The following is a 17,458-nucleotide window of genomic DNA, read 5'->3' as shown; positions in this document are numbered from 1 at the left end:
CCGCCGGTCATGTGCCACGGTGGACACCGTGTTCGGCGAACGTGTGGCGAGAATGCGGTGGCGGCCCGGCTCGGGCCGGCTGGTGACCATCATGGCGGTCTGTTTCGGACTCACCGTGGTGATCACGCGGCTGTATCTGATGGCCGCGGGCTATCCCAAGATCGGCGGCAGCACTTACCACATCGCGCATGCGCTCTTCGGCGGATTACTGCTCGTCATCGCCTCTCTGGTGATGTTCCTGTTCGCCGGGCGCGGGGCGCTGACCACCGCCGCTGCACTCTCCGGGGTCGGGCTGGGCCTGTTCATCGACGAGGTCGGGAAGTTCATCACCTCGGACAACGACTATTTCTTCCCGCTGGCCGCGCCCATCATCTACCTCGCCTTCCTGCTGATCGTGCTGGTCGCCCGCTATGCCGCGCGCAGCCGGGTGCGCCCGCCCGCCCTGGTGCTGGCCGACGTAACCGAACAGGTCGGGATGGACGTGGGCGGCACGATCGACGTGGAACAGCGCAACTACCTGCTGAACAGCCTCGACCGCATCGACCGCAGCGGTTTCACCCCCGACACCGTGGCCCTGTGCGACGCCCTCGCCACCTACCTGCGCACCACCCACGAGACCGCCCGGCCCTCCCGCTTCGCCCGGCTGCGACAGGCCTACCGGCGCGCCGAGGACATGATCCTGCCGCAGCGGGTGCTGGCGGCCGTCCTCATCACCGTGCTGATCGGCCACGCCGTCTGGACCCTGCTGCGGCTGGTGCTTGCCGTCATCGTGCTGGCCGGCTGGCACTCCCCCTGGGCCGCGCTCAACCACTTCCTCGACCTCACCCAGAACCACGGCTGGAAGGCCTTGGTGGGCTTGGGCATCGCCGCGGTCGCCGAAGTGCTGGTCGGCGTCGGCTGCGCGGTGGCGGCCGCGGCGTGGATGCGCGGCCGCGCCGATATCGGTGTCCGGCTGGGCATCTGGTCCAACATTCTGTCGCTGACCGTGGTGAATGTACTGGCCAGTTACTTCAGCCAATTCCTCACCGTGTTCACCGCCATAGCCGAAGCACTACTGCTTTGGCTCCTCATCCGCTACCGCACGCGATACTGTTCGGTGTGAGCGCATTTCGGCACAGCCCTCCCCCGGCAAGGTCGAGAGGGCGAGTTCCGCGCAATGCCGAGTTGCTACTCTGCGTGGCCGCGCTGGCCCTGATCGCCTTCGCCTACCTGGCCATGACCTCGGCCACCGGCAATGGCTTCGACGGGCAGAGTGTCCGCGCGCTCGGCGTTTTCACGGTCTTCGTGCTGGTCACCCATCTGGCCGTGCGCCGCTGGGCGCCCGCCGCCGACCCGGTGCTGCTGCCGTGCGTGGTGCTGCTCAACGGCATCGGGCTGGTGCTCATCGACCGGCTGGACCGCGCCGAGGTGGTGAAGGCCAAGAACGCCGGCGAGCCGATACCGTCCTCGGACTCGGCGCATCAGCTGATCTGGACCGGCCTGGGCATGCTGCTGTTCGTGCTGGTGCTGGTCTTCGTGCCCGACCACACCAAACCGGCCCGCTACGGCTACACCTGCGGCCTGGCCGGGGTGGTCGCGCTGCTCATCCCCGCCCTGCTGCCCTCCCGCTTCAGCGAGGTCAACGGCGGCAAGAGCTGGATCCTGATCAGCGGGTTCTCGATTCAGCCCGGTGAGTTCGCCAAGGTGCTGCTGATCATCTTCGTGGCCGCCTTCCTGGTCGCCAACCGGGACCTGTTCACCACCGCCGGAAAACGCTTCCTGGGTATGACCTTCCCGCGCCTGCGGGATCTGGCCCCGCTGCTGCTGGTCACCTTCATCGCGGTGCTGGTGCTGGTGTACGAGAAGAACCTCGGCTTCTCGCTGCTGGTCTTCGGCACCGTGCTGGCCATGATGTACATCGCCACCGGGCGGGCCTCGTGGCTGCTCATCGGCCTGGCCATGTTCTCGGTCGGCGCGGTCATCGCCTACCAGCTGTACGGGCACGTGCGGGTCCGCGTCGAGGTGTGGCGGGACCCGTTCGCCACCTATTACACGACCGGATACCAGATCTCGCAGGGCCTGTTCGGCATGGGCACCGGCGGGCTGGCCGGGACCGGGCTGGGCAGCGGGCGGCCGCAGGACGTGCCGTTCGCCGGTACCGACTTCATCATCTCCACCATCGGCGAGGAGCTCGGCCTGATCGGCCTGGCCGCCGTACTGGCGCTGTTCCTCATCCTGTGCATCCGCGGTTTCAGCGCCGCCCTCACCACCCGCGACGCCTTCGGCAAGCTGCTCGGCGGCGGGCTGGCGTTCTCGATCGGCTGGCAGCTGTTCGTGGTGGTCGGCGGTGTCACCAAACTGATCCCGCTGACGGGTCTCACCACCCCGTTCATGTCCTACGGCGGTTCGTCGCTGCTGGCCAACTACATCATCCTGGCGCTGCTGATCCGCATCTCCGCCGACGCCCGCTCGGCCCCGCCGCCACCCACCCGGCCCACGCCGACGGTGCCGCCGATCGCGGACGCCATGACCGAGCACGTCTCCCGCCGTCTGCTGCCCCGCCGGCGCTGACCCGAATCGCGGTGTCGCCCGGGGCAAATGGGAGGAAGCTGGTTCGGTGACCTCCTCAAGCTCAGCGGGCCGGACGGCGCTCGACAATGTCCGCGTCTTCGACGGCCGCGCGCTCACCGAACCCACCACGATCGTCATCGACGGCGACCGCATCGGCACCGACGACACCGGCGCCGAACGCCTCGACGCCGGCGGCGCGATCCTGCTGCCCGGCTTCATCGACGCCCACGTCCACATCCACGATGCGCAGACTCCCGGGCTGCTCGCCGCGCACGGGGTCACCACCGCGCTCGATATGGCCAGCCTCGCCGAGGTGGTGGCCGAGCTCCGGAACACCGTCGGCACCAGCGATATTCGCAGCGCAGGCATGGCCATCGTCGGCCCGGAGGGCATGCACGGCAGGTTCCTCGGCGAACCCGCCATAATCCGCAGCGCCGACCAGGCCGAATCCGCTGTCTCCCAGCGTCATTCCACCGGCTCCGACTACATCAAGCTGGTGCTGGAGGCCCCCGGCGACGGCGGCCCCGACGCGACCACGGCCAAAGCCGTTGTGGCCGAGGCGCATGCCCGCGATCTGATGGTCATCGCGCACGCCACCAACCCGGCCGCCTACACCATGGCCCTCGATGCCGGCGTCGACATCATCACCCACATCCCCGTGGGCTTCGCGCTGCCGCAGGCAGTGATCGCCCGCCTGGCCGCCGAGGGCAAGGTCGTCGTCCCGACCCTGACCATGATGGAGGGCATGTCCGCCGCCCACGGCGTCCCCGGAGCCTTCGCCGACGCCCTGACCAATGTCGGTGCGCTACGCGCCGCGGGCGTCCCGATCCTGGCGGGCACCGATGCCAACTCCTCCCCCGGCGTGCCCATGAACCCGGCCTTCGGCGCGAGCCTGCACCACGAGCTGGAGCTGCTGGTCAGCGCCGGACTGTCCCCCGTCGAGGCCCTCGATGCGGCAACCGCCCTGCCCGCCGAGCACTTCGGCTTGACCGATCGCGGCGCCATCGCCCCAGGTCTGCGCGCCGATCTGGTTCTGCTCGACGCCGATCCGCTCGCCGACATCACGGCCACGACGCAGATCCGCCGCGTCTGGTCTGCGGGAATCCCGGTCCCCCGGTAACTTCCATGATCGGGGGAGCTCCGGCTGCGGCCAACCGCGCAAAGCCGCACTCGGAGCTCCCCGATCCGCCCGCGCTACGGCAGAGCGCGCGCGACCGCGCGAACGGCACGCAGCCGGCCGTCGGCGAGCGCCCGGGTCAGGTTCTCGATCTTCACCGGGAAGTTCGGGACGAAGGCCTGCAGCCCAACGGGATTCGGCGGGGCGGCCAGCACCGCCCGCATGATCGTGCCCGCCTGGTCGGTGAGGTCGTCCCAGTGGTCGAGGGCGAAACCGGAGCGCTCCAGGGTGACGCGCAGATCGTCCGGTGTCACCAGGTGGCTCTGCTCGGAGCGGTCGGCCCACGGGACGGGGAAGTCGGGGCGGGCGCCGGAAGCGGTGGTGATGTCCCAGATGGCCAGCAGGCCATCGGGATTCAGTAGCCGCCGCGCTTCCCGATACAGCGCGTCCTTGTCGGCGATGTTCATCTGCACGTGCTGGCTGAAGACCACGTCGAAGTCGCCGTCGGCGAAGGGCAGCGCGGTGACGTCGCCCTGCCGCACGGAGATCAGATCGTCCAATCCGACCAGGCGATTGAGCCAGCGTGATGTCTCGCAGTAGTCCTCGGTCAGATCCACCGCGGTGACCCGGCATCCGTAGGTTTCGGCGACATACCGTGCGGTGCCGCCGATTCCGCTGCCGGCATCGAGCACCCGGGACGCCGGGGTGAGACCGGCCAGTTCCGCCAGCGCACCCGTGGCGATCCGGCCCATGGTGTGGAAGTCCTCGACCAGCGCCAGGTCGGCGAGCCGTAGCCGATCGAGGTCGTGCCCGGCCGCGAGCAGGGCCTTTTCGATATCCGTCCGGGAGTTGCCGGAGGCGTACGGGGTATCGATGGAAATGTCGTTCATATCAGCACTTTTCATTCGAAGGCCAGGTGGCGGACAGAATGTTTCCATTGGTCACATGTACGAGTATGCGAGCTCATGTGACCGTCGTCAACATCTCGGCCGAATGTGCAATCCTGACGTTATGAGTCCAGCTGCCCCCGACCGCCGCACCACCTATCACCACGGCGCCCTGCGCGCGGCCCTCGTCGACGCCGGGCTCGCACTGGCCGACGACGGCGGACCCGACCGAGTGGTCCTGCGCGAGGTCGCCCGCACCGCCGGGGTGTCGCATTCGGCCGCCTACCGGCACTTCGCCGATCGTGAGGCCCTGCTCGCCGAGGTATCCCGCCGCGCCCGCGCCGCACTCGCGGCCGAGATGCGCCGGCGCATCGCCCGCACCGACGATCCGCGCGGCCGCCTGCACGCGGTCGGCACGGCCTACATCGATTTCGCGCTCACCCACACCGGCCTGTTCCGCACCGCCTTCGGCGCACACTCACCCGCCGCGTCCGATGCCGCGGACGAACCGGCCGACGACCCGCACCGCATCCTCGGCCAGGTCCTCGACGAGACGCAGGCCGCCGGACTCCTCGACCCGGAGCTGCGGCCCGGTGCGGACATCGCCGCCTGGTCGGCGGTCCACGGCCTGGCCGCCCTGCTGCTGGACGGGTCCCTGCCCACCACCCGCGCCGACATCGATTTCGCGGTCGATCAAGTGCTCGGCCTGGTCAACCGCGGCCTGTTGGACGCCCCGGCACGCGGGTGACCCATGATGGGAGCGTGAATCGGATCCGGGAATGGTTGCGGCCCTCGCACTGGGGGTTGCGGATTCGGTCGGCCATCGCGGCCGCGCTGACCGTGGGTGCGGTGCTGCTGCTGGCGGCGGGAGCCATGCTCGGACTGCTGAATCGGTCGCTGCTGCGGGAGATCGATACGGCGGCCGGCACGCGGGCCGAGACCATCGCCAGTGAGCTGACCCGGAATTCGGTGGCCGAGCTGCCGAATTCGCTGTTCGAGGCGACCGGGCAGATCGGAGTGGTGCAGGTCATCGACCCACAGGGGCGGATCGCGCGGGAGTCGAACGCGAAGCTGTCGGCACCGTTGCTGGACCCGGTGACCGTGGGCGCGCGAGAGACCGCGCGCCGGCCGGTCTCCGCGTACGACGAGGACCTGCGGGTGTCGGCCCGCACCCTGTCCGCACCGGGCGGCCGGTATCTCGTGCTGGTCGGGGGCGACAGCGAATCGGCCGAGCACGCGGTGAAGCGGGTCGCGGTCCTGGTCGCGGTGGGCGGGCCCATGGTGGTCGCGGCGGCCGCGCTGGCCACCTACCTGCTGGTGGGGCGGTCACTGCGATCGGTCGAGGAGATCCGCAGCCGGGTGGCGGGCATCGGCGCGGCCGGACTGTCGGAGCGGGTGCCGGTGCCGGTGGCGCGCGACGAGATCGCCCGGCTGGCCGAGACGATGAACGACATGCTCGCCCGCATCGAGGCCGGGCACGCAGCCCAGCGGCGCTTCGTCGGCGACGCCTCACACGAACTGCGCAGCCCGCTCGCCGCGGTCACCGCCGCCCTCGAGCTCGCCCGGGACCGGCCCGAGGTGCTGGACGCCGAATTGATCGGCGGCACACTGCTGCCCGAGACCGAGCGCATGCGGCACCTCATCGAGGATCTGCTGACCCTGGCCGCCGCCGACGAGAGCGGGCTCGACATGCGCACCGGCGATGTGGATCTCGACGATCTGGCCGGCGAGCAGGCCGCGGCCCTGCGGGCGCGGGGCGGCCGCACGGTGCGGACCGCGATCGAGCCGGTGCGGATCCGGGGCGATCAACCGAAACTGGCTCGGGCACTGCGCAATATCGTCGACAATGCCGCCGCGCACGCCCGCACCACGGTGGCGGTGACCGTCCGGCGCGACGGCGACACCGCCCGGGTACTGGTGGACGACGACGGTCCCGGCATCCCCGCCGCCGACCGCGAGCGCGTCTTCGGCCGCTTCGTGCGATTGGAGGCCGACCGCGCCCGCGCCACCGGTGGCTCCGGGCTCGGCCTGGCGATCGTCGCGGAAATCGTGGCCGCGCACGGCGGTTCGGTCAGGATCGGCGAATCACCGTGGGGCGGAGCCCAATTCGTCATCGACCTGCCCGTCGCCGGACCAGTCGGGGTCGACCATCCGGTAGCCGACGCCCCGTAGCGTCTCGATGCTGGTGCTGCCGAACGGCGCATCGATCTTCTTGCGCAGGTAGCCGATGTACACCTCGACCACGTTCTCGGGACCGTCGTAGTGGGCGTCCCACACATTGCGCAGGATCTCGATCTTGGTCAGCGCCAATCCCTTGTGCCGCAACAGGAATTCCAGCAGCCCGAATTCGCGCGGGGTCAGCGTCAGCGCGGTCTCGCCGCGCCGCACCGTGCGCCGCGCCGGGTCCAGCACGAGATCGCCCGCCGTCAGCAGCACCGGCTGCTGCGGTGCGCGCCGGCGCAGCAGCGCGCGCAGCCGGGCGATGAGCACCACGAAGGAGAAGGGCTTGGTCAGGTAGTCGTCCGCGCCGAGATCCAGCGCGTCGGCCTGCTCGTAGTCGCCGTCCTTGGCGGTCAGCATGAGCACCGGCGTGGTCACGTCCCGGGCGCGCAGTCGGCGCAGCACCTCGTAGCCGCTCAGCCCCGGCAGCATGATGTCCAGCACGATCACATCGAAGCTGTCCTCGACCGCCGCCCACAGCCCGTCGGTCCCGGTGTGGGCGAGCTGTACCACGAACCCCTCCAGCTCGAGCCCGCGCTGCACCGTCCGCGCCAGCCGCTCCTCGTCCTCGACCACCAGCACCCGCACGGGCACCAGCATGCCCGACGATCCGGCCGCGGGGCGGCCCGGCCCCGCCGGCCGGGCTCTCAACGTTCTCTCAGCGATGCCATGGCAACCTCGGTGGCATGCTGTCCTCACCCCCTGCGCAGAAGGAAGCGTCCACCACGAAACGGCCCACCGGATTCCCCGGCCGCACCTTCACCGGCGTATTGGTCGCGCTGGCGCTGGCTGCCGTGATTCTCATCCTGACCTGCGTGGTGGTCTGGTACAACGGCCCGGCCGGACCGGATTCCCCCTGGTTGCAGTGGTTCATCGACCAGCGCACCGCCACCTGGACCGGCCTCGCGAAGGCGGTCAGCGCGGCCGGGGACACCACCTCGGTGGCGATCTACTCGATCCTGGCGTGCGTGCTGCTGGCGTGGCGGAAGTACTGGGACCAGGCGGTGCTCGTCGCCGTCGCGGCGGCCGGCGCGGGGGCGCTGGTCTTCTTCGGCAAACTTCTCATCGCCCGCGATCGGCCCCCGGTGATCGACCATCTGGTCACCGAGACCAATCACTCCTACCCATCCGGGCACGCCCTCGGTTCGACCGTCGCGGCCGGCATCCTGGTCGCGGTCCTCCTGCCGGTCCTGGCCCGCCGGGTCACCCGCATCCTGGTGATCACCGTCGCCGCCCTGTTCGCCGTGGCGGTCGGCCTGTCCCGCCTCTACCTGGGCGTGCACTGGCCCACCGACGTCCTGGCCGGCTGGCTCATCGGCGCGTGCTGGCTCTCGGTGTGCCTGACCCTGCGCCCGTACACCCGCCTGGTGACCGACCACCTGCCCGGCTCGTTGCGCTGAACCGGACCGGCGGCGGCACCGCGGAGATAGCGCTCAGCGCAGCGTGACCGTGGTGGGAAGGCTCGCGAAGCCGCGGTTGTTGGAGGCGTGGATGCGCTGCAGCCCCGCCGGGTCGACCTCGAAATCGGTTACCCGCGAAGCGATTTCCTGCAGCGCCGTGCGCAGTTCCAGCAGCGCCAGGTTGGAGCCGAGGCAGTGGTGGCGGCCGCTGCCGAAGACCAGGGAGGCGGAGGTGTCGCGGTCCAGGTCGAAGGTGTCCGGATCGGCGAAGACCTCCGGGTCGCGGTTGGCGGCGCCGGTGAGGAGCAGGATGCGGGCGTCGGCGGGAATCGACACGCCGTGCAGTTCGACCGGTTCGGTGGTGGTGCGCAGCTGGGTCTGGGTGGCCGGGTCCCAGCGCATGGCCTCGGCGATCCAGTCGTCGATGCGGCCGTCGAGGGCCCGCCGGCGCTGGTCGGGGTGCAGCCAGGCGGCGTGCCAGGCATTGCCGAAGGTGAGCATGCTGGTCTCGATACCGGCCCCGACCAGCAGGATCAGCACGCCGACGATCTCCTCGGGGGTGAGCCGGTCATCGCCGTCGGCGGCATCGAGCAGACCCGAGAGCAGATCCTCCTGCCGGGACTTGCTGCGCTCGATGGTGAGCTCGGTGTAGTAGCCTACCAGCGCGCCGATGGCCTGCATGGCCTCCGGCCGCAGATCGGTGGACTCCTCCTCGGTGTACATGATCTCCATGCCGAGCTTGCGCAGCATCTCCCGATCGTTCTCGGGCACGCCGACCAGTTCGGAGATCACCTCGGTCGGGAAGGGCCCGGCGAATTCGGCCATGAGATCGAAGCTGCCGCGCTCCAGCAGCGGATCCAGCAGGCCGATCGCGATCTCGCGCAGCCGCGGCTGCAGCGACTGCACCCGGTGCGCGGTGAACGCGCGCGTCACCAGGCCGCGCAGCCGGGTGTGCTTGGGCGGGTCCATGGCGACGAAGGAGAAGAACCGTTCGGCCTGCGGCCCCCAGAAGGCCGGTTCCATGCGCAGGCCGTTCACGCTGGAGAAGCGGTCCGAATCGCGGAGTGCGGCGAGCACGTCGGCGTGGCGCGAGAAGGCCCAGAAGTCGTCGGTGTCGTTCCGGTAGACCGGGGCCTCGCTGCGCAACCTGGCATAGTAAGGGTACGGATCGGCATGGACATCGAAATCGAACGGGCTGTAGCGCAACTGCATGACGAACCTTCCGGCGATGCTGCGGGGGCGGGCGCACGGCTCTTCCGGTTTCCGAAGGTACAGAGTCGCTACCGATCCGCAACTGGAGCTGACAGATTCAGACAGTAGCCGAAAAGGATTGTGAGCGTTTTGAACTCGGAATCAGCGGCGGACCGCGTCGACACCACCAAACCGCATCCGGCGCGCCGGTACGACTACTGGCTGGGTGGCAAGGACAACTTCCCCGCCGATCGCGAGTCCGCCGACGCGGTGTCCGAGGCGTTCCCGACCGTGCAGCTGTCCGCGGTGGAGAACCGCAACTTCCTGCGCCGGGCGGTCGCCTATCTGACCGGCGAGGCGGGCATCCGCCAGTTCCTCGACATCGGCACCGGCCTGCCCACCGCCGGGAACGTGCACGAGATCGCGCAGGGCATCGCCCCCGAGTCCCGCATCGTCTACGTCGACAACGACCCCATCGTGCTGGTGCACGCCCGCGATCTGCTCAACAGCTCTCCCGAGGGCCGGACCGCGTATCTGGACGCCGACCTCCGCGACCCGCAGCACATCCTGACCCATCCCGACCTGCTGGCCACCATCGACCTGAGCAAGCCGGTCGCGCTCATGGTGGTCGCGGTCGCGCACTTCATGACCGACGAGCTACGGCCCTACGACCTCGTCCGGCAGCTCACCGACGCGCTGGCCCCCGGCAGCTACCTGGTCATGTCGCACGCCACCAACGACTACCTCGACGAGCACGACCTGGCCCGCTCCGCGGAGGCCAATGCCCGCAGCGGCGTGCCGTTCCAATTGCGTTCCAGCGCCGAATTCGCCAAGTTCTTCGACGGATTCACCCTGATCCCGCCGGGCATCACCGCGGTCACCCTCTGGCGGCCCGAGGAGTACCGGCCGCATCCGCGTCCCGAGGCGGTGTCCATGCTGGGCGCGGTGGGCCGCATTCCCTGATCCGGCGACCCGCCGCGCGCACGGTCAGAGCCTGCCGACGTCTTTGAGCACCCGCCGGGTCTGGGCGAACAGCATGCCGACATTGACCGACTTGCGGCACACCACCACCACGACCACGTCCTCGCGGCTCTCGGCACGCACGAACAGGTGGGTGAGGTTGTCGCTGTTGACCAGGATCTCCTGGAAGTAGTGGCGCTCCAACCGGATTCCGCGCCGCTCCTTCCAGATGTTCTCGATCATCACCACATTGCGGCCCTGGAACAGCTCCAGGGTGGCCGCGGCCAGCAGATCGAGGACCTCCTGGGGATGGTTGTCGACGGTCTCCACCGCCAGCAGCATCCCGGTGGCCATGTCGATGGCGCCCGCGGCGATGCATTCGGGCACCTCCGAGCGCAGGACCTTCACCAGCGTCGACACCCGGTCTGTCATGCTGCCGGGGGCACCTGCATTGCTCGATGTGTTCATTGCGTCCTCTCTGGTTTCCTCGGGGTGAGGGTTCGTTGACCGCCGCGCAGCATGGGCTGCGGCGGTCGCGGCGGGAGCATGTCGTTGATGCCGCTGGCGCCGCGGCGGCGGCGCGGCAGCAGGGACCGCCCGGGTGCGTCGCGGGGCGGCTCGAGGGCCGGCAGCGGCGGTTCGGGTTCCAGCGGGGCGATGGCGAGCAGGTCGTCGTCGAGCATGCGGACCACCTCGACGCTGACCGCATACAGGCTGCGGCACAACAGCTTCGCGATATCGCGGCAGCTGCGCCGGCCATTCGCCCAGAGCAGGATCTCCCGGCGCTGGCCGCTGCCCGGACCGCTGAGCAGCACCCGCCCGCGCTCGGTGAGCAGCAGGCGGTTGCGATGCGGCGAGACGCGCCCGTGGGCGAGCGCGCACAGCCGTCGTTCGGTCTCGAGCAGCAGCCAGCCCGGTTCGACGCCGGGCACCGGCGGCGTCGGGTCTTCCGGCCGGGGTGAGCCGTCCGGTATGTCATGCGGTGATTCGGCTATGTCATGGGGTGATTCGGCCTGCCAGAAGCAGCTGCCGATCCATCCGGAGGCGATGGCGAAACAGCCGTCGACCGCGGCCATCATGGCCACCACCCGGAGATCGGCCAGCCCGGTGGAGGTGCGCCCGGGGCGTGAGAGCAGTTCCCGCACCCCGGGCGCGCCGGGCGAATCGACCGTGACCACCAGCCCGTGGACGACATGGAGGTCCCCGCCCGGCTCCCCGGTCACCCGCAGCACCCCGGTACGCGTGGTGACCGCGGCCTGCGCCAATTCCTGGACCAATTCCCTGGCGGATTCGCGGCCCAGCGCCAGCAGCCGCCCGGGTGCGGCGACAGCTCCCGTAGTCATGCTCGAACTCCTGGGAAATAGGCACGGCGAAATGAGGCGTATCGCAGCCCGGAAGCATCCGAATGTGAAAGTTGCACGCCTGGTTGACAATTCGACGGCGAATCGCACCGACCCCCGTTCACCGCGTATGGGATATCGTGACAGCCCAGCAGTTTTAGAGCAATGGATTCCGGTGAATCGATTACCTAAGTCCCACGGCATTGCGCGACCCGGCGCGCAGGCAAACCAGCATCACCTGCGTAAGCGGTCGGCTATGCGCGCCGCATACGGGTTAAGCGTGCTTGACGGTTGCATCACGAAAAGATATTGCCGCGCAATATGAACCGTCCGGTCGAATTCATTTGTCCGAATTCGATTTATCGCTGCCCGGCACAACCGGCCAGCGCCAGCAGATCCTCGGCCGCCGCCACCTCCGAGGGCGCGCCCGCGCACAGCGCAACCAGGGCGCAGGCGCAACCCGGCAGCGCGGCCCCCTTGTGCCGCAGGGTTTCCAGGCATTCGTCCATCGAGACAGCGTCCGCGCCCTCGTGCGCGCAGTCGTGATGCTGCCCCAGGCACAGTTCGATGACCGCGTCCTCGAGCCGGGAGATGGCGTCCAGCGGTCCCGCCGGCGCCGCGGCCAGCGTCCAGATGGCCGAGCCGTGCAGGGCGTCCCCGACCAGGACCGCGTCCTCGATACCCCACAGCCGCCACACCGCCGGGCGGCCGCGGCGCAGCGGGTCAGCGGCGGCCCGCCCGATCGGCGAGCACGCTGACGAAGGGGCCGAGCGGACCGGTGATGACCGGCCTGGGACGGGAGGCCCGCAGGGCCTGCTCGGAATAGCGGCCGGTGCCGGTGTGCCAGTGCAGATTTCCGGCCATGTGATCACGCAGCCGGTCGACATGGCCGAGCAGCGCCGCACGCACCTCGCCGGGCAGCTCGTGGTCGGCGAAGAATTCGGGCAGCCGTTCGCGCGCGACGAGTTCGAACTGCGTCAACCGTTCATTGGCGAGATCGACGACGATATCGGCCGCATGCTCTCGGGAACAGCCCAGGAAGAACTGGGCGAGATACACGAGATTGTAGATCTCCTCATCGTATTCGATCTCCTTCTGATACGAATAGAGATCGTTGACGAGGGCCGCGTAGTCGTGGGCCGAATTCTGCAGCTGCCGAACAATACTGGAGTCGGATATTTCCGAAATCCGTGGGTCTGCGGCAATTTCGGGCGAATACAGGGCGTCCAGTGCGCAGAACAGCGGCCCACCCGAGGTGAGGCGTCGCTGCTCGAGATAGTCGACGGGATCGGGCAGACGGTGCCGAATCTCGTTCTCCAGCACACACTCCCAGCCCTCGAACAGCTCGATCAGGGCCGCCCGCAAGCGCTCGCGCCCCGCCTCGTCACAGCCGGCCGCGGTATCGCGCCACAGCGCGGCCAAGCCGGATTCGAGTGCGGTGAGCGGTGCGGGCGGGCTGTCGGAGAGCTGAAGTGGCAAGCGCCGCAACTGGTCTCGGCCGGATACCGGTTCCACCCGGAACACCCGGGTGGCCAGGTCGTCGGCATAGGTGCCCCAGGTGCACCAGCGGGTGCGCAGCAGCAGCGCGGCCGCATCGGCCCCGGGATCGAGCATGGCCATCAGCCCCGCGAAATCGGCGGCGGCCACGGTCTCGGCCGTCCAGCCGACCCGCGGATCCAGCAGTCCGACGGCCGCGGCCCACCTCGGCCCGTCCGCGCGAGCCAGTGCCACCTGCGGATTCATCGACACCGGATACGGCATCACCAGCCCGCGCACCGGTAGCGGTCCGGGTGTTCGCGGCGGCGGAACGTGCTGCTGGAGCTGGATTCGCAACCCCGGCGCGAGCCGGGCGGCCGCGCTGCCCAGCCCGGTCGGACCGCGGTCGACGCCGCTGTTCATGTAGCGGCTCGACCGCAGATGCCACTCGTGCCCGCCGGACTGCCAGTCCTGCAGGCCCCCGGTGTACCGCGCGACGGCCAGCTGTTCGGCGGGGGTGGCCGCGCGTTCCACGAAAAGCTGTGGCACCTCGACCGACGCGGTGTCCTCGAACTGCTTCAGCCGCGAGGTCAGCATGTCATTGGTCAGCTCCGCGGCCGCCTGCGTGGGCAGACCCAGGAACCGTTCCAGCACCAGCACCATATTGGCGTTCTCGCCCTCGACCCGGACCTCGCGCTCGTAGGAGAACAGGTCGTTGCGCAAATGCACTGCGTCGGAGAAGGTTTCGCACAGCACCCGCAGCGGCCGCTCGGCGGCGAAACGGCCGGGCACCTCGGCGCCGCAGGCGAACTCCACCAGATTCGCCGACCAGGGCGCGCCGCCCACCCGGCGGCGCATCTCGATGTACTCGACCGGATTGGCCACCCGGTCGCGGGCGATATTGTCCAGTTCCCAGAGGGATTCGACCATGAGGTTGTGGGTGGACCGACGCATGCGCTGCCGCCAGCCCGGGGACATGACCGGCACCGTCCGGGCCCAGCAGTCGGCCAGTCCGGCCTCCGACGGCGTCTCGGGTTCCGGTGCGGGACGGCCGGGTTCGGCCATGAACAGCTCCAGGCGCGCGAGATAGCTGGTGGCCTCGGCCCGGTTGCCGGTGTACTTGTACTCGGCCAGGAACCAGTCGTCGAAATAGAAGACCCAGATGTACCACTCGGTGAGCAGCGCCAAAGCCTCGGCGTCGCAGTCGGGATGGGTGTACGCGCACAGCAGCGCGTAGTCCATACGGTCCAATCTCTCGGCGTCCCAGATGGGTTTGCCGTCGACTCCGAGCTCGCCGAGCATGCCCATGCGCAGCGCCCACGCGGTGGAGTGCGCGCGGGCGTACCCGTGATGGGGATTGAGCCGGGCGGGATGCGGGGTATAGAAGTCGGGCAGGGTGAAGGGCTTCAATTCAGGGCCCTCTCGCTGGAGGTTGTGCACTCCGGTCGCCAGGGCGCCGGTATTGCGCTGCTGTTTGCGATATGTCGAACGAACCGCGTCAGAACTTTCACTGCGACAACGTGATCAGCGTCACAACCATGGTAGAGGCCCGTCGCCGTCTCGCCAACACCTCGCAATCTTGTCCGACCGACCGGTACCTCCCGAACCGGCCGGCCCGCCCCCGCCCGAGATAGCCTGGGCGCTGCGCCACCCGCACCCGCCACCCACACCAGGAGGATCGTCCATGCCGAATCCCGCCGCCGACCGCGCCCCGATCCTGCAGCGACTGGGCGACCGTGGCCGGGTGCGCGTGATCGTCGCCGGTGGCGGCACGGGCGGCCACACCTATCCGGCGGTGGCGGCCGTGCGGGCGCTGCGGGATCTGGCGGCCGAGAGCGGGGCCGCGGCCGAGGTGCTGTGGGTGGGCGTGCCCGACAGTCTGGAGCAGCGGGTCGCGGCGGAGAACGACATCGACTTCACCGGCATCAAGGCCGGCAAGCTACGCCGCGACCGCAATCCGCTCAAGATGCTCAACAGGGACAATGCGCGGGATGCCCTGCGCGTGCCGGTCAGCGTCCTCACCGCCCAGGGCGTGGTGCGCCGGTTCCGCCCGGACGCGGTGCTGTGCACCGGCGGCTACGTGTGCGCCCCGATCGGCATGGCCGCCGCGCTGCGCCGGCGGCCGCTGGTGATCCACGAGCAGACCACCGGCATCGGCAAGGCCAACCTGCTGCTGGCCCGGATGGCCGACCGCATCGCGCTCAGCTCCGAGGCGTCGATCGCCATGCTGCCCGCGCGCGCCCGGGACCGGGCCGTGGTCACCGGCAACCCGATTCGCCCGACCCTCACGACCGGCGATCTGGCCGCGGCGGTCAAGGCTCTCGACTGGGAGGGCTACACCCCCGGCCTGCCGACGGTCTACATCACCGGCGGCGCGCAGGGCGCGGTGCAGATCAACGAGCTGATCGGGCAGCTGCTGCCCGAACTCCTCCACTCCGCCAATGTGATTCACCAGTGCGGACGGCTCTCCTTCGAGCAGGTTCGCGACCTCGCCGCCACCCTCCCGGAGGACGTGCGCGGCCGCTACCTGGTGCGGGAGTTCGTCGGCCCCGAGCTCCCCGATGTGCTGGCGCTCACCGACGTGGTCGTATCCCGTTCCGGCGCAGGGACTCTCGCCGAGCTCACCACGCTGGGCAAGCCCTCGGTGCTGATTCCGTACCCGCATTCGGTCGGCGGCGAGCAGATCCGCAATGCCCGAATCCTGGCCGACCACAATGCCGCTCGCGCCCTCGTCGGTGACGATGCCACCGTCGCGAACCTCCGCACGGCCCTCGCCGAACTCCTGACCGATGCCGGGACCCGCGCCGCCGTGTCGGCCGCCGCCCGTGCCCTCGGCCACCCGGAGGCCGCCACGGACCTCGCCCTCACCGTCCTGGATCTGGCCACCCGCTGAGCGCGGACCACGAAAAGCCGTACGCCGCCACGCGATCTATTCCACACGCCACTCTCAGTCGGAGTGGGTATGGTCGGAAGTGTCAGCAAGCCCTCGGTTACTCCGGGGATTGCTACCCGAGAGATTGGAGATGCCATGCAAATCCAGGTCTTCGCCGACAAGAACATCGGCGGCGGCGCGATCGCCCAGGAAGCGACGGACACCATCGCTTCGATTCTGGATCGATTCGCTGATCACCTCACCCGGGTCGAGGCCCACATCACCGATGTGAACGGGCACAAGGGTGGTTCCGAGGACAAGAAGTGCAGCCTCGAGGCACGGCCCAAGGGCCAGCCACCGGTGGCGACCACCCACCGCGCGGCCACCGCCGAGGACGCCTACACCGGAGCCGCCGACAGCATGGCTCACCTGCTCGACAGCAAGTTCGGGCGGCTACATCACGCCAAGGGCGGTGAATCGATCCGCCACCTCGTGTCGGACTGAGTCCGGCCGCGGGCCGCTGCCTCCGACATTCGGTTACGGAAGGAGCCCGAGGCGGCGTGCGCGCACGACCGCCTCGTGGCGGTTGTGCGCGCCGAGTTTGGTCATGGCGCTGCGCAGATAGCTCTTGACCGTCTCCGGGCGCACCGAAAGTCGCTGCGCCGCTTCCAGATTCGTGCAGCCCAGCGCGACGTGGGCGAGCACGTCCAGTTCCCGGGGCGCGAGGCTCACCGCGTCGTCCGGGGCCGCGACACCCGACACCAGGCGCGCGAGCTTCTCGGTCACCTCGCGCAGGCGCCGGCGGGCCGAGGCCTCCGAGACCACCTGGGTGATGCCGCGCAGTTCCGCGTGCAGATCCCGGAGTTGTTCGGTGACAACGGCATTGGCTTCGGCGACGAAGGCAGGGGCGCTCGTCGTGGACTCCCGCGCGAAGGACAGGCGCAGCCGCCGATCCACTTCGTCGCGAATGGCCAGTTCCGTCGCGAGCCGGCGCCCGGCCTGCACCATCTCGTCGGCGATGCGGTCGCCGATCACCCCCGAGTCCCGATTCGCCACGTACAGCACCGCCCGCGCCTCGCCCCTCACCACCACAGGCACCGCCACCACCGCGCGCAGACCCTCACCGAGCACCGGGGCGTCGTAGTGGTGAGTGATGGTCGAGGCCGAGCGATAGTCGGACACCGAGCGCGGCTTACCCGTCACCACCGCCGAGCCGCCCAGCCCGGAGCTGGGTGCGACGGCCAGGCCGCGCATGCCGTTGGTGCGGGTGCCGACGAATTCGCTGAGCACCAGCATGCCCGCGTGCACCTCGCCGCCGAAGACGACCGGAAGCTTGCTGGCGGAGGCGAGAGTGCGCAGCTCAGCGCGCAGAGCGTCACCGTCGCTGGGGCGCAGGAGCCCGTCCGTGGCCGAAGTCATCGGTCAGCCCCTTTCGGGGGTAGTCC

Annotated in this window: 17 protein-coding genes; 9 read left to right on the top strand and 8 right to left on the bottom strand. The window is 69.6% G+C overall.

Annotation, left to right across the window (positions count from 1 at the left end):
• Positions 1-28: 28 nt before the first annotated feature.
• From ACFXN1_RS14170 to ACFXN1_RS14160, 3 genes are all read left to right on the top strand, one after another.
• The gene (locus ACFXN1_RS14170; protein ID WP_379439901.1) at positions 29-1,102 is read left to right on the top strand and encodes a hypothetical protein; all 1,074 of its coding nucleotides are present in this window, start codon (positions 29-31) and stop codon (positions 1,100-1,102) included.
• A gap of 74 nt (positions 1,103-1,176) precedes the next feature.
• Positions 1,177-2,550: an FtsW/RodA/SpoVE family cell cycle protein gene (locus ACFXN1_RS14165; protein ID WP_379439899.1), complete on the top strand. Its 1,374-nt coding sequence runs from the start codon at positions 1,177-1,179 to the stop codon at positions 2,548-2,550.
• 46 nt (positions 2,551-2,596) lie between these two features.
• The gene (locus tag ACFXN1_RS14160; RefSeq protein WP_379439898.1) at positions 2,597-3,670 is read left to right on the top strand and encodes an amidohydrolase family protein; all 1,074 of its coding nucleotides are present in this window, start codon (positions 2,597-2,599) and stop codon (positions 3,668-3,670) included.
• Between the two features lie 74 nt (positions 3,671-3,744).
• Here ACFXN1_RS14160 and ACFXN1_RS14155 read toward each other — a convergent pair whose 3' ends face one another.
• A complete protein-coding gene (locus ACFXN1_RS14155; RefSeq protein ID WP_379439896.1) occupies positions 3,745-4,557 on the bottom strand; it encodes an SAM-dependent methyltransferase in 813 nt (270 codons plus the stop codon).
• 121 nt (positions 4,558-4,678) lie between these two features.
• On the opposite strand from ACFXN1_RS14155, the gene ACFXN1_RS14150 reads away from it, so the two are divergent.
• Complete coding sequence (locus tag ACFXN1_RS14150; protein ID WP_379439895.1) at positions 4,679-5,302, top strand: TetR/AcrR family transcriptional regulator; 624 nt, start codon at positions 4,679-4,681, stop codon at positions 5,300-5,302.
• A 14-nt stretch (positions 5,303-5,316) separates the two neighbouring features.
• Positions 5,317-6,726 (top strand): sensor histidine kinase, encoded by a 1,410-nt coding sequence (locus ACFXN1_RS14145; RefSeq protein WP_379439893.1) that lies wholly within the window; start codon positions 5,317-5,319, stop codon positions 6,724-6,726.
• On the opposite strand, the gene ACFXN1_RS14140 is transcribed toward ACFXN1_RS14145, so the two are convergent.
• Positions 6,640-7,362, bottom strand: coding sequence for a response regulator transcription factor (locus ACFXN1_RS14140; RefSeq protein WP_379399806.1), 723 nt, complete (start codon positions 7,360-7,362; stop codon positions 6,640-6,642). The genes ACFXN1_RS14145 and ACFXN1_RS14140 overlap by 87 nt on opposite strands.
• A 98-nt stretch (positions 7,363-7,460) precedes the next feature.
• Here ACFXN1_RS14140 and ACFXN1_RS14135 point away from each other — a divergent pair, with 98 nt between their 5' ends.
• Positions 7,461-8,174, top strand: coding sequence for a phosphatase PAP2 family protein (locus ACFXN1_RS14135; protein ID WP_379439892.1), 714 nt, complete (start codon positions 7,461-7,463; stop codon positions 8,172-8,174).
• 33 nt (positions 8,175-8,207) lie between these two features.
• Here the strand turns inward: ACFXN1_RS14135 and ACFXN1_RS14130 are convergent, their stop codons facing one another.
• Positions 8,208-9,386: a cytochrome P450 gene (locus tag ACFXN1_RS14130; protein WP_379439890.1), complete on the bottom strand. Its 1,179-nt coding sequence runs from the start codon at positions 9,384-9,386 to the stop codon at positions 8,208-8,210.
• Between the two features lie 129 nt (positions 9,387-9,515).
• Here ACFXN1_RS14130 and ACFXN1_RS14125 point away from each other — a divergent pair, with 129 nt between their 5' ends.
• Entirely contained in the window at positions 9,516-10,328 is an 813-nt protein-coding gene (locus ACFXN1_RS14125; RefSeq protein ID WP_379439888.1) for an SAM-dependent methyltransferase, read from the top strand.
• A 24-nt stretch (positions 10,329-10,352) separates the two neighbouring features.
• On the opposite strand, the gene ACFXN1_RS14120 is transcribed toward ACFXN1_RS14125, so the two are convergent.
• The 4 genes from ACFXN1_RS14120 to ACFXN1_RS14105 form a co-directional block, all read right to left on the bottom strand.
• A complete protein-coding gene (locus ACFXN1_RS14120; protein WP_379439887.1) occupies positions 10,353-10,757 on the bottom strand; it encodes a hypothetical protein in 405 nt (134 codons plus the stop codon).
• A gap of 32 nt (positions 10,758-10,789) precedes the next feature.
• Positions 10,790-11,668, bottom strand: coding sequence for a hypothetical protein (locus ACFXN1_RS14115; protein ID WP_379439885.1), 879 nt, complete (start codon positions 11,666-11,668; stop codon positions 10,790-10,792).
• A gap of 356 nt (positions 11,669-12,024) precedes the next feature.
• Positions 12,025-12,384 (bottom strand): polyprenyl synthetase family protein, encoded by a 360-nt coding sequence (locus ACFXN1_RS14110; protein WP_379439958.1) that lies wholly within the window; start codon positions 12,382-12,384, stop codon positions 12,025-12,027.
• A gap of 4 nt (positions 12,385-12,388) precedes the next feature.
• Positions 12,389-14,551: a germacradienol/geosmin synthase gene (locus ACFXN1_RS14105; RefSeq protein WP_379439884.1), complete on the bottom strand. Its 2,163-nt coding sequence runs from the start codon at positions 14,549-14,551 to the stop codon at positions 12,389-12,391.
• Positions 14,552-14,825: 274 nt separating this feature from the next.
• Between ACFXN1_RS14105 and ACFXN1_RS14100 the strand changes: the two genes are divergently transcribed.
• Positions 14,826-16,034, top strand: coding sequence for a glycosyltransferase (locus tag ACFXN1_RS14100; protein ID WP_379439882.1), 1,209 nt, complete (start codon positions 14,826-14,828; stop codon positions 16,032-16,034).
• Positions 16,035-16,169: 135 nt separating this feature from the next.
• Complete coding sequence (locus ACFXN1_RS14095) at positions 16,170-16,517, top strand: ribosomal subunit interface protein (protein WP_364608230.1); 348 nt, start codon at positions 16,170-16,172, stop codon at positions 16,515-16,517.
• A 33-nt stretch (positions 16,518-16,550) separates the two neighbouring features.
• Here the strand turns inward: ACFXN1_RS14095 and ACFXN1_RS14090 are convergent, their stop codons facing one another.
• A complete protein-coding gene (locus tag ACFXN1_RS14090) occupies positions 16,551-17,432 on the bottom strand; it encodes a response regulator transcription factor (protein ID WP_379439880.1) in 882 nt (293 codons plus the stop codon).
• Positions 17,433-17,458 lie beyond the last annotated feature (26 nt).

Source organism: Nocardia sp. NPDC059154 (assembly GCF_042755705.1).
Classification (GTDB): Bacteria; Actinomycetota; Actinomycetes; order Mycobacteriales; family Mycobacteriaceae; genus Nocardia.
The sequence above is the reverse complement of the archived record's forward strand: the minus strand, read 5'-3'. Positions and strand labels throughout refer to the sequence as shown.

What these genes read in the sequence shown, in the direction of transcription:
- ACFXN1_RS14115 (WP_379439885.1), bottom strand. Translation starts at nt 11,668, where the DNA reads ATGACTACGGGAGCTGTCGCCGCACCCGGGCGGCTGCTGGCGCTGGGC.
- ACFXN1_RS14095 (WP_364608230.1), top strand. Translation starts at nt 16,170, where the DNA reads ATGCAAATCCAGGTCTTCGCCGACAAGAACATCGGCGGCGGCGCGATC.
- ACFXN1_RS14120 (WP_379439887.1), bottom strand. Translation starts at nt 10,757, where the DNA reads ATGACAGACCGGGTGTCGACGCTGGTGAAGGTCCTGCGCTCGGAGGTG.
- ACFXN1_RS14135 (WP_379439892.1), top strand. Translation starts at nt 7,461, where the DNA reads ATGCTGTCCTCACCCCCTGCGCAGAAGGAAGCGTCCACCACGAAACGG.
- ACFXN1_RS14155 (WP_379439896.1), bottom strand. Translation starts at nt 4,557, where the DNA reads ATGAACGACATTTCCATCGATACCCCGTACGCCTCCGGCAACTCCCGG.
- ACFXN1_RS14150 (WP_379439895.1), top strand. Translation starts at nt 4,679, where the DNA reads ATGAGTCCAGCTGCCCCCGACCGCCGCACCACCTATCACCACGGCGCC.
- ACFXN1_RS14100 (WP_379439882.1), top strand. Translation starts at nt 14,826, where the DNA reads ATGCCGAATCCCGCCGCCGACCGCGCCCCGATCCTGCAGCGACTGGGC.
- ACFXN1_RS14090 (WP_379439880.1), bottom strand. Translation starts at nt 17,432, where the DNA reads ATGACTTCGGCCACGGACGGGCTCCTGCGCCCCAGCGACGGTGACGCT.
- ACFXN1_RS14130 (WP_379439890.1), bottom strand. Translation starts at nt 9,386, where the DNA reads ATGCAGTTGCGCTACAGCCCGTTCGATTTCGATGTCCATGCCGATCCG.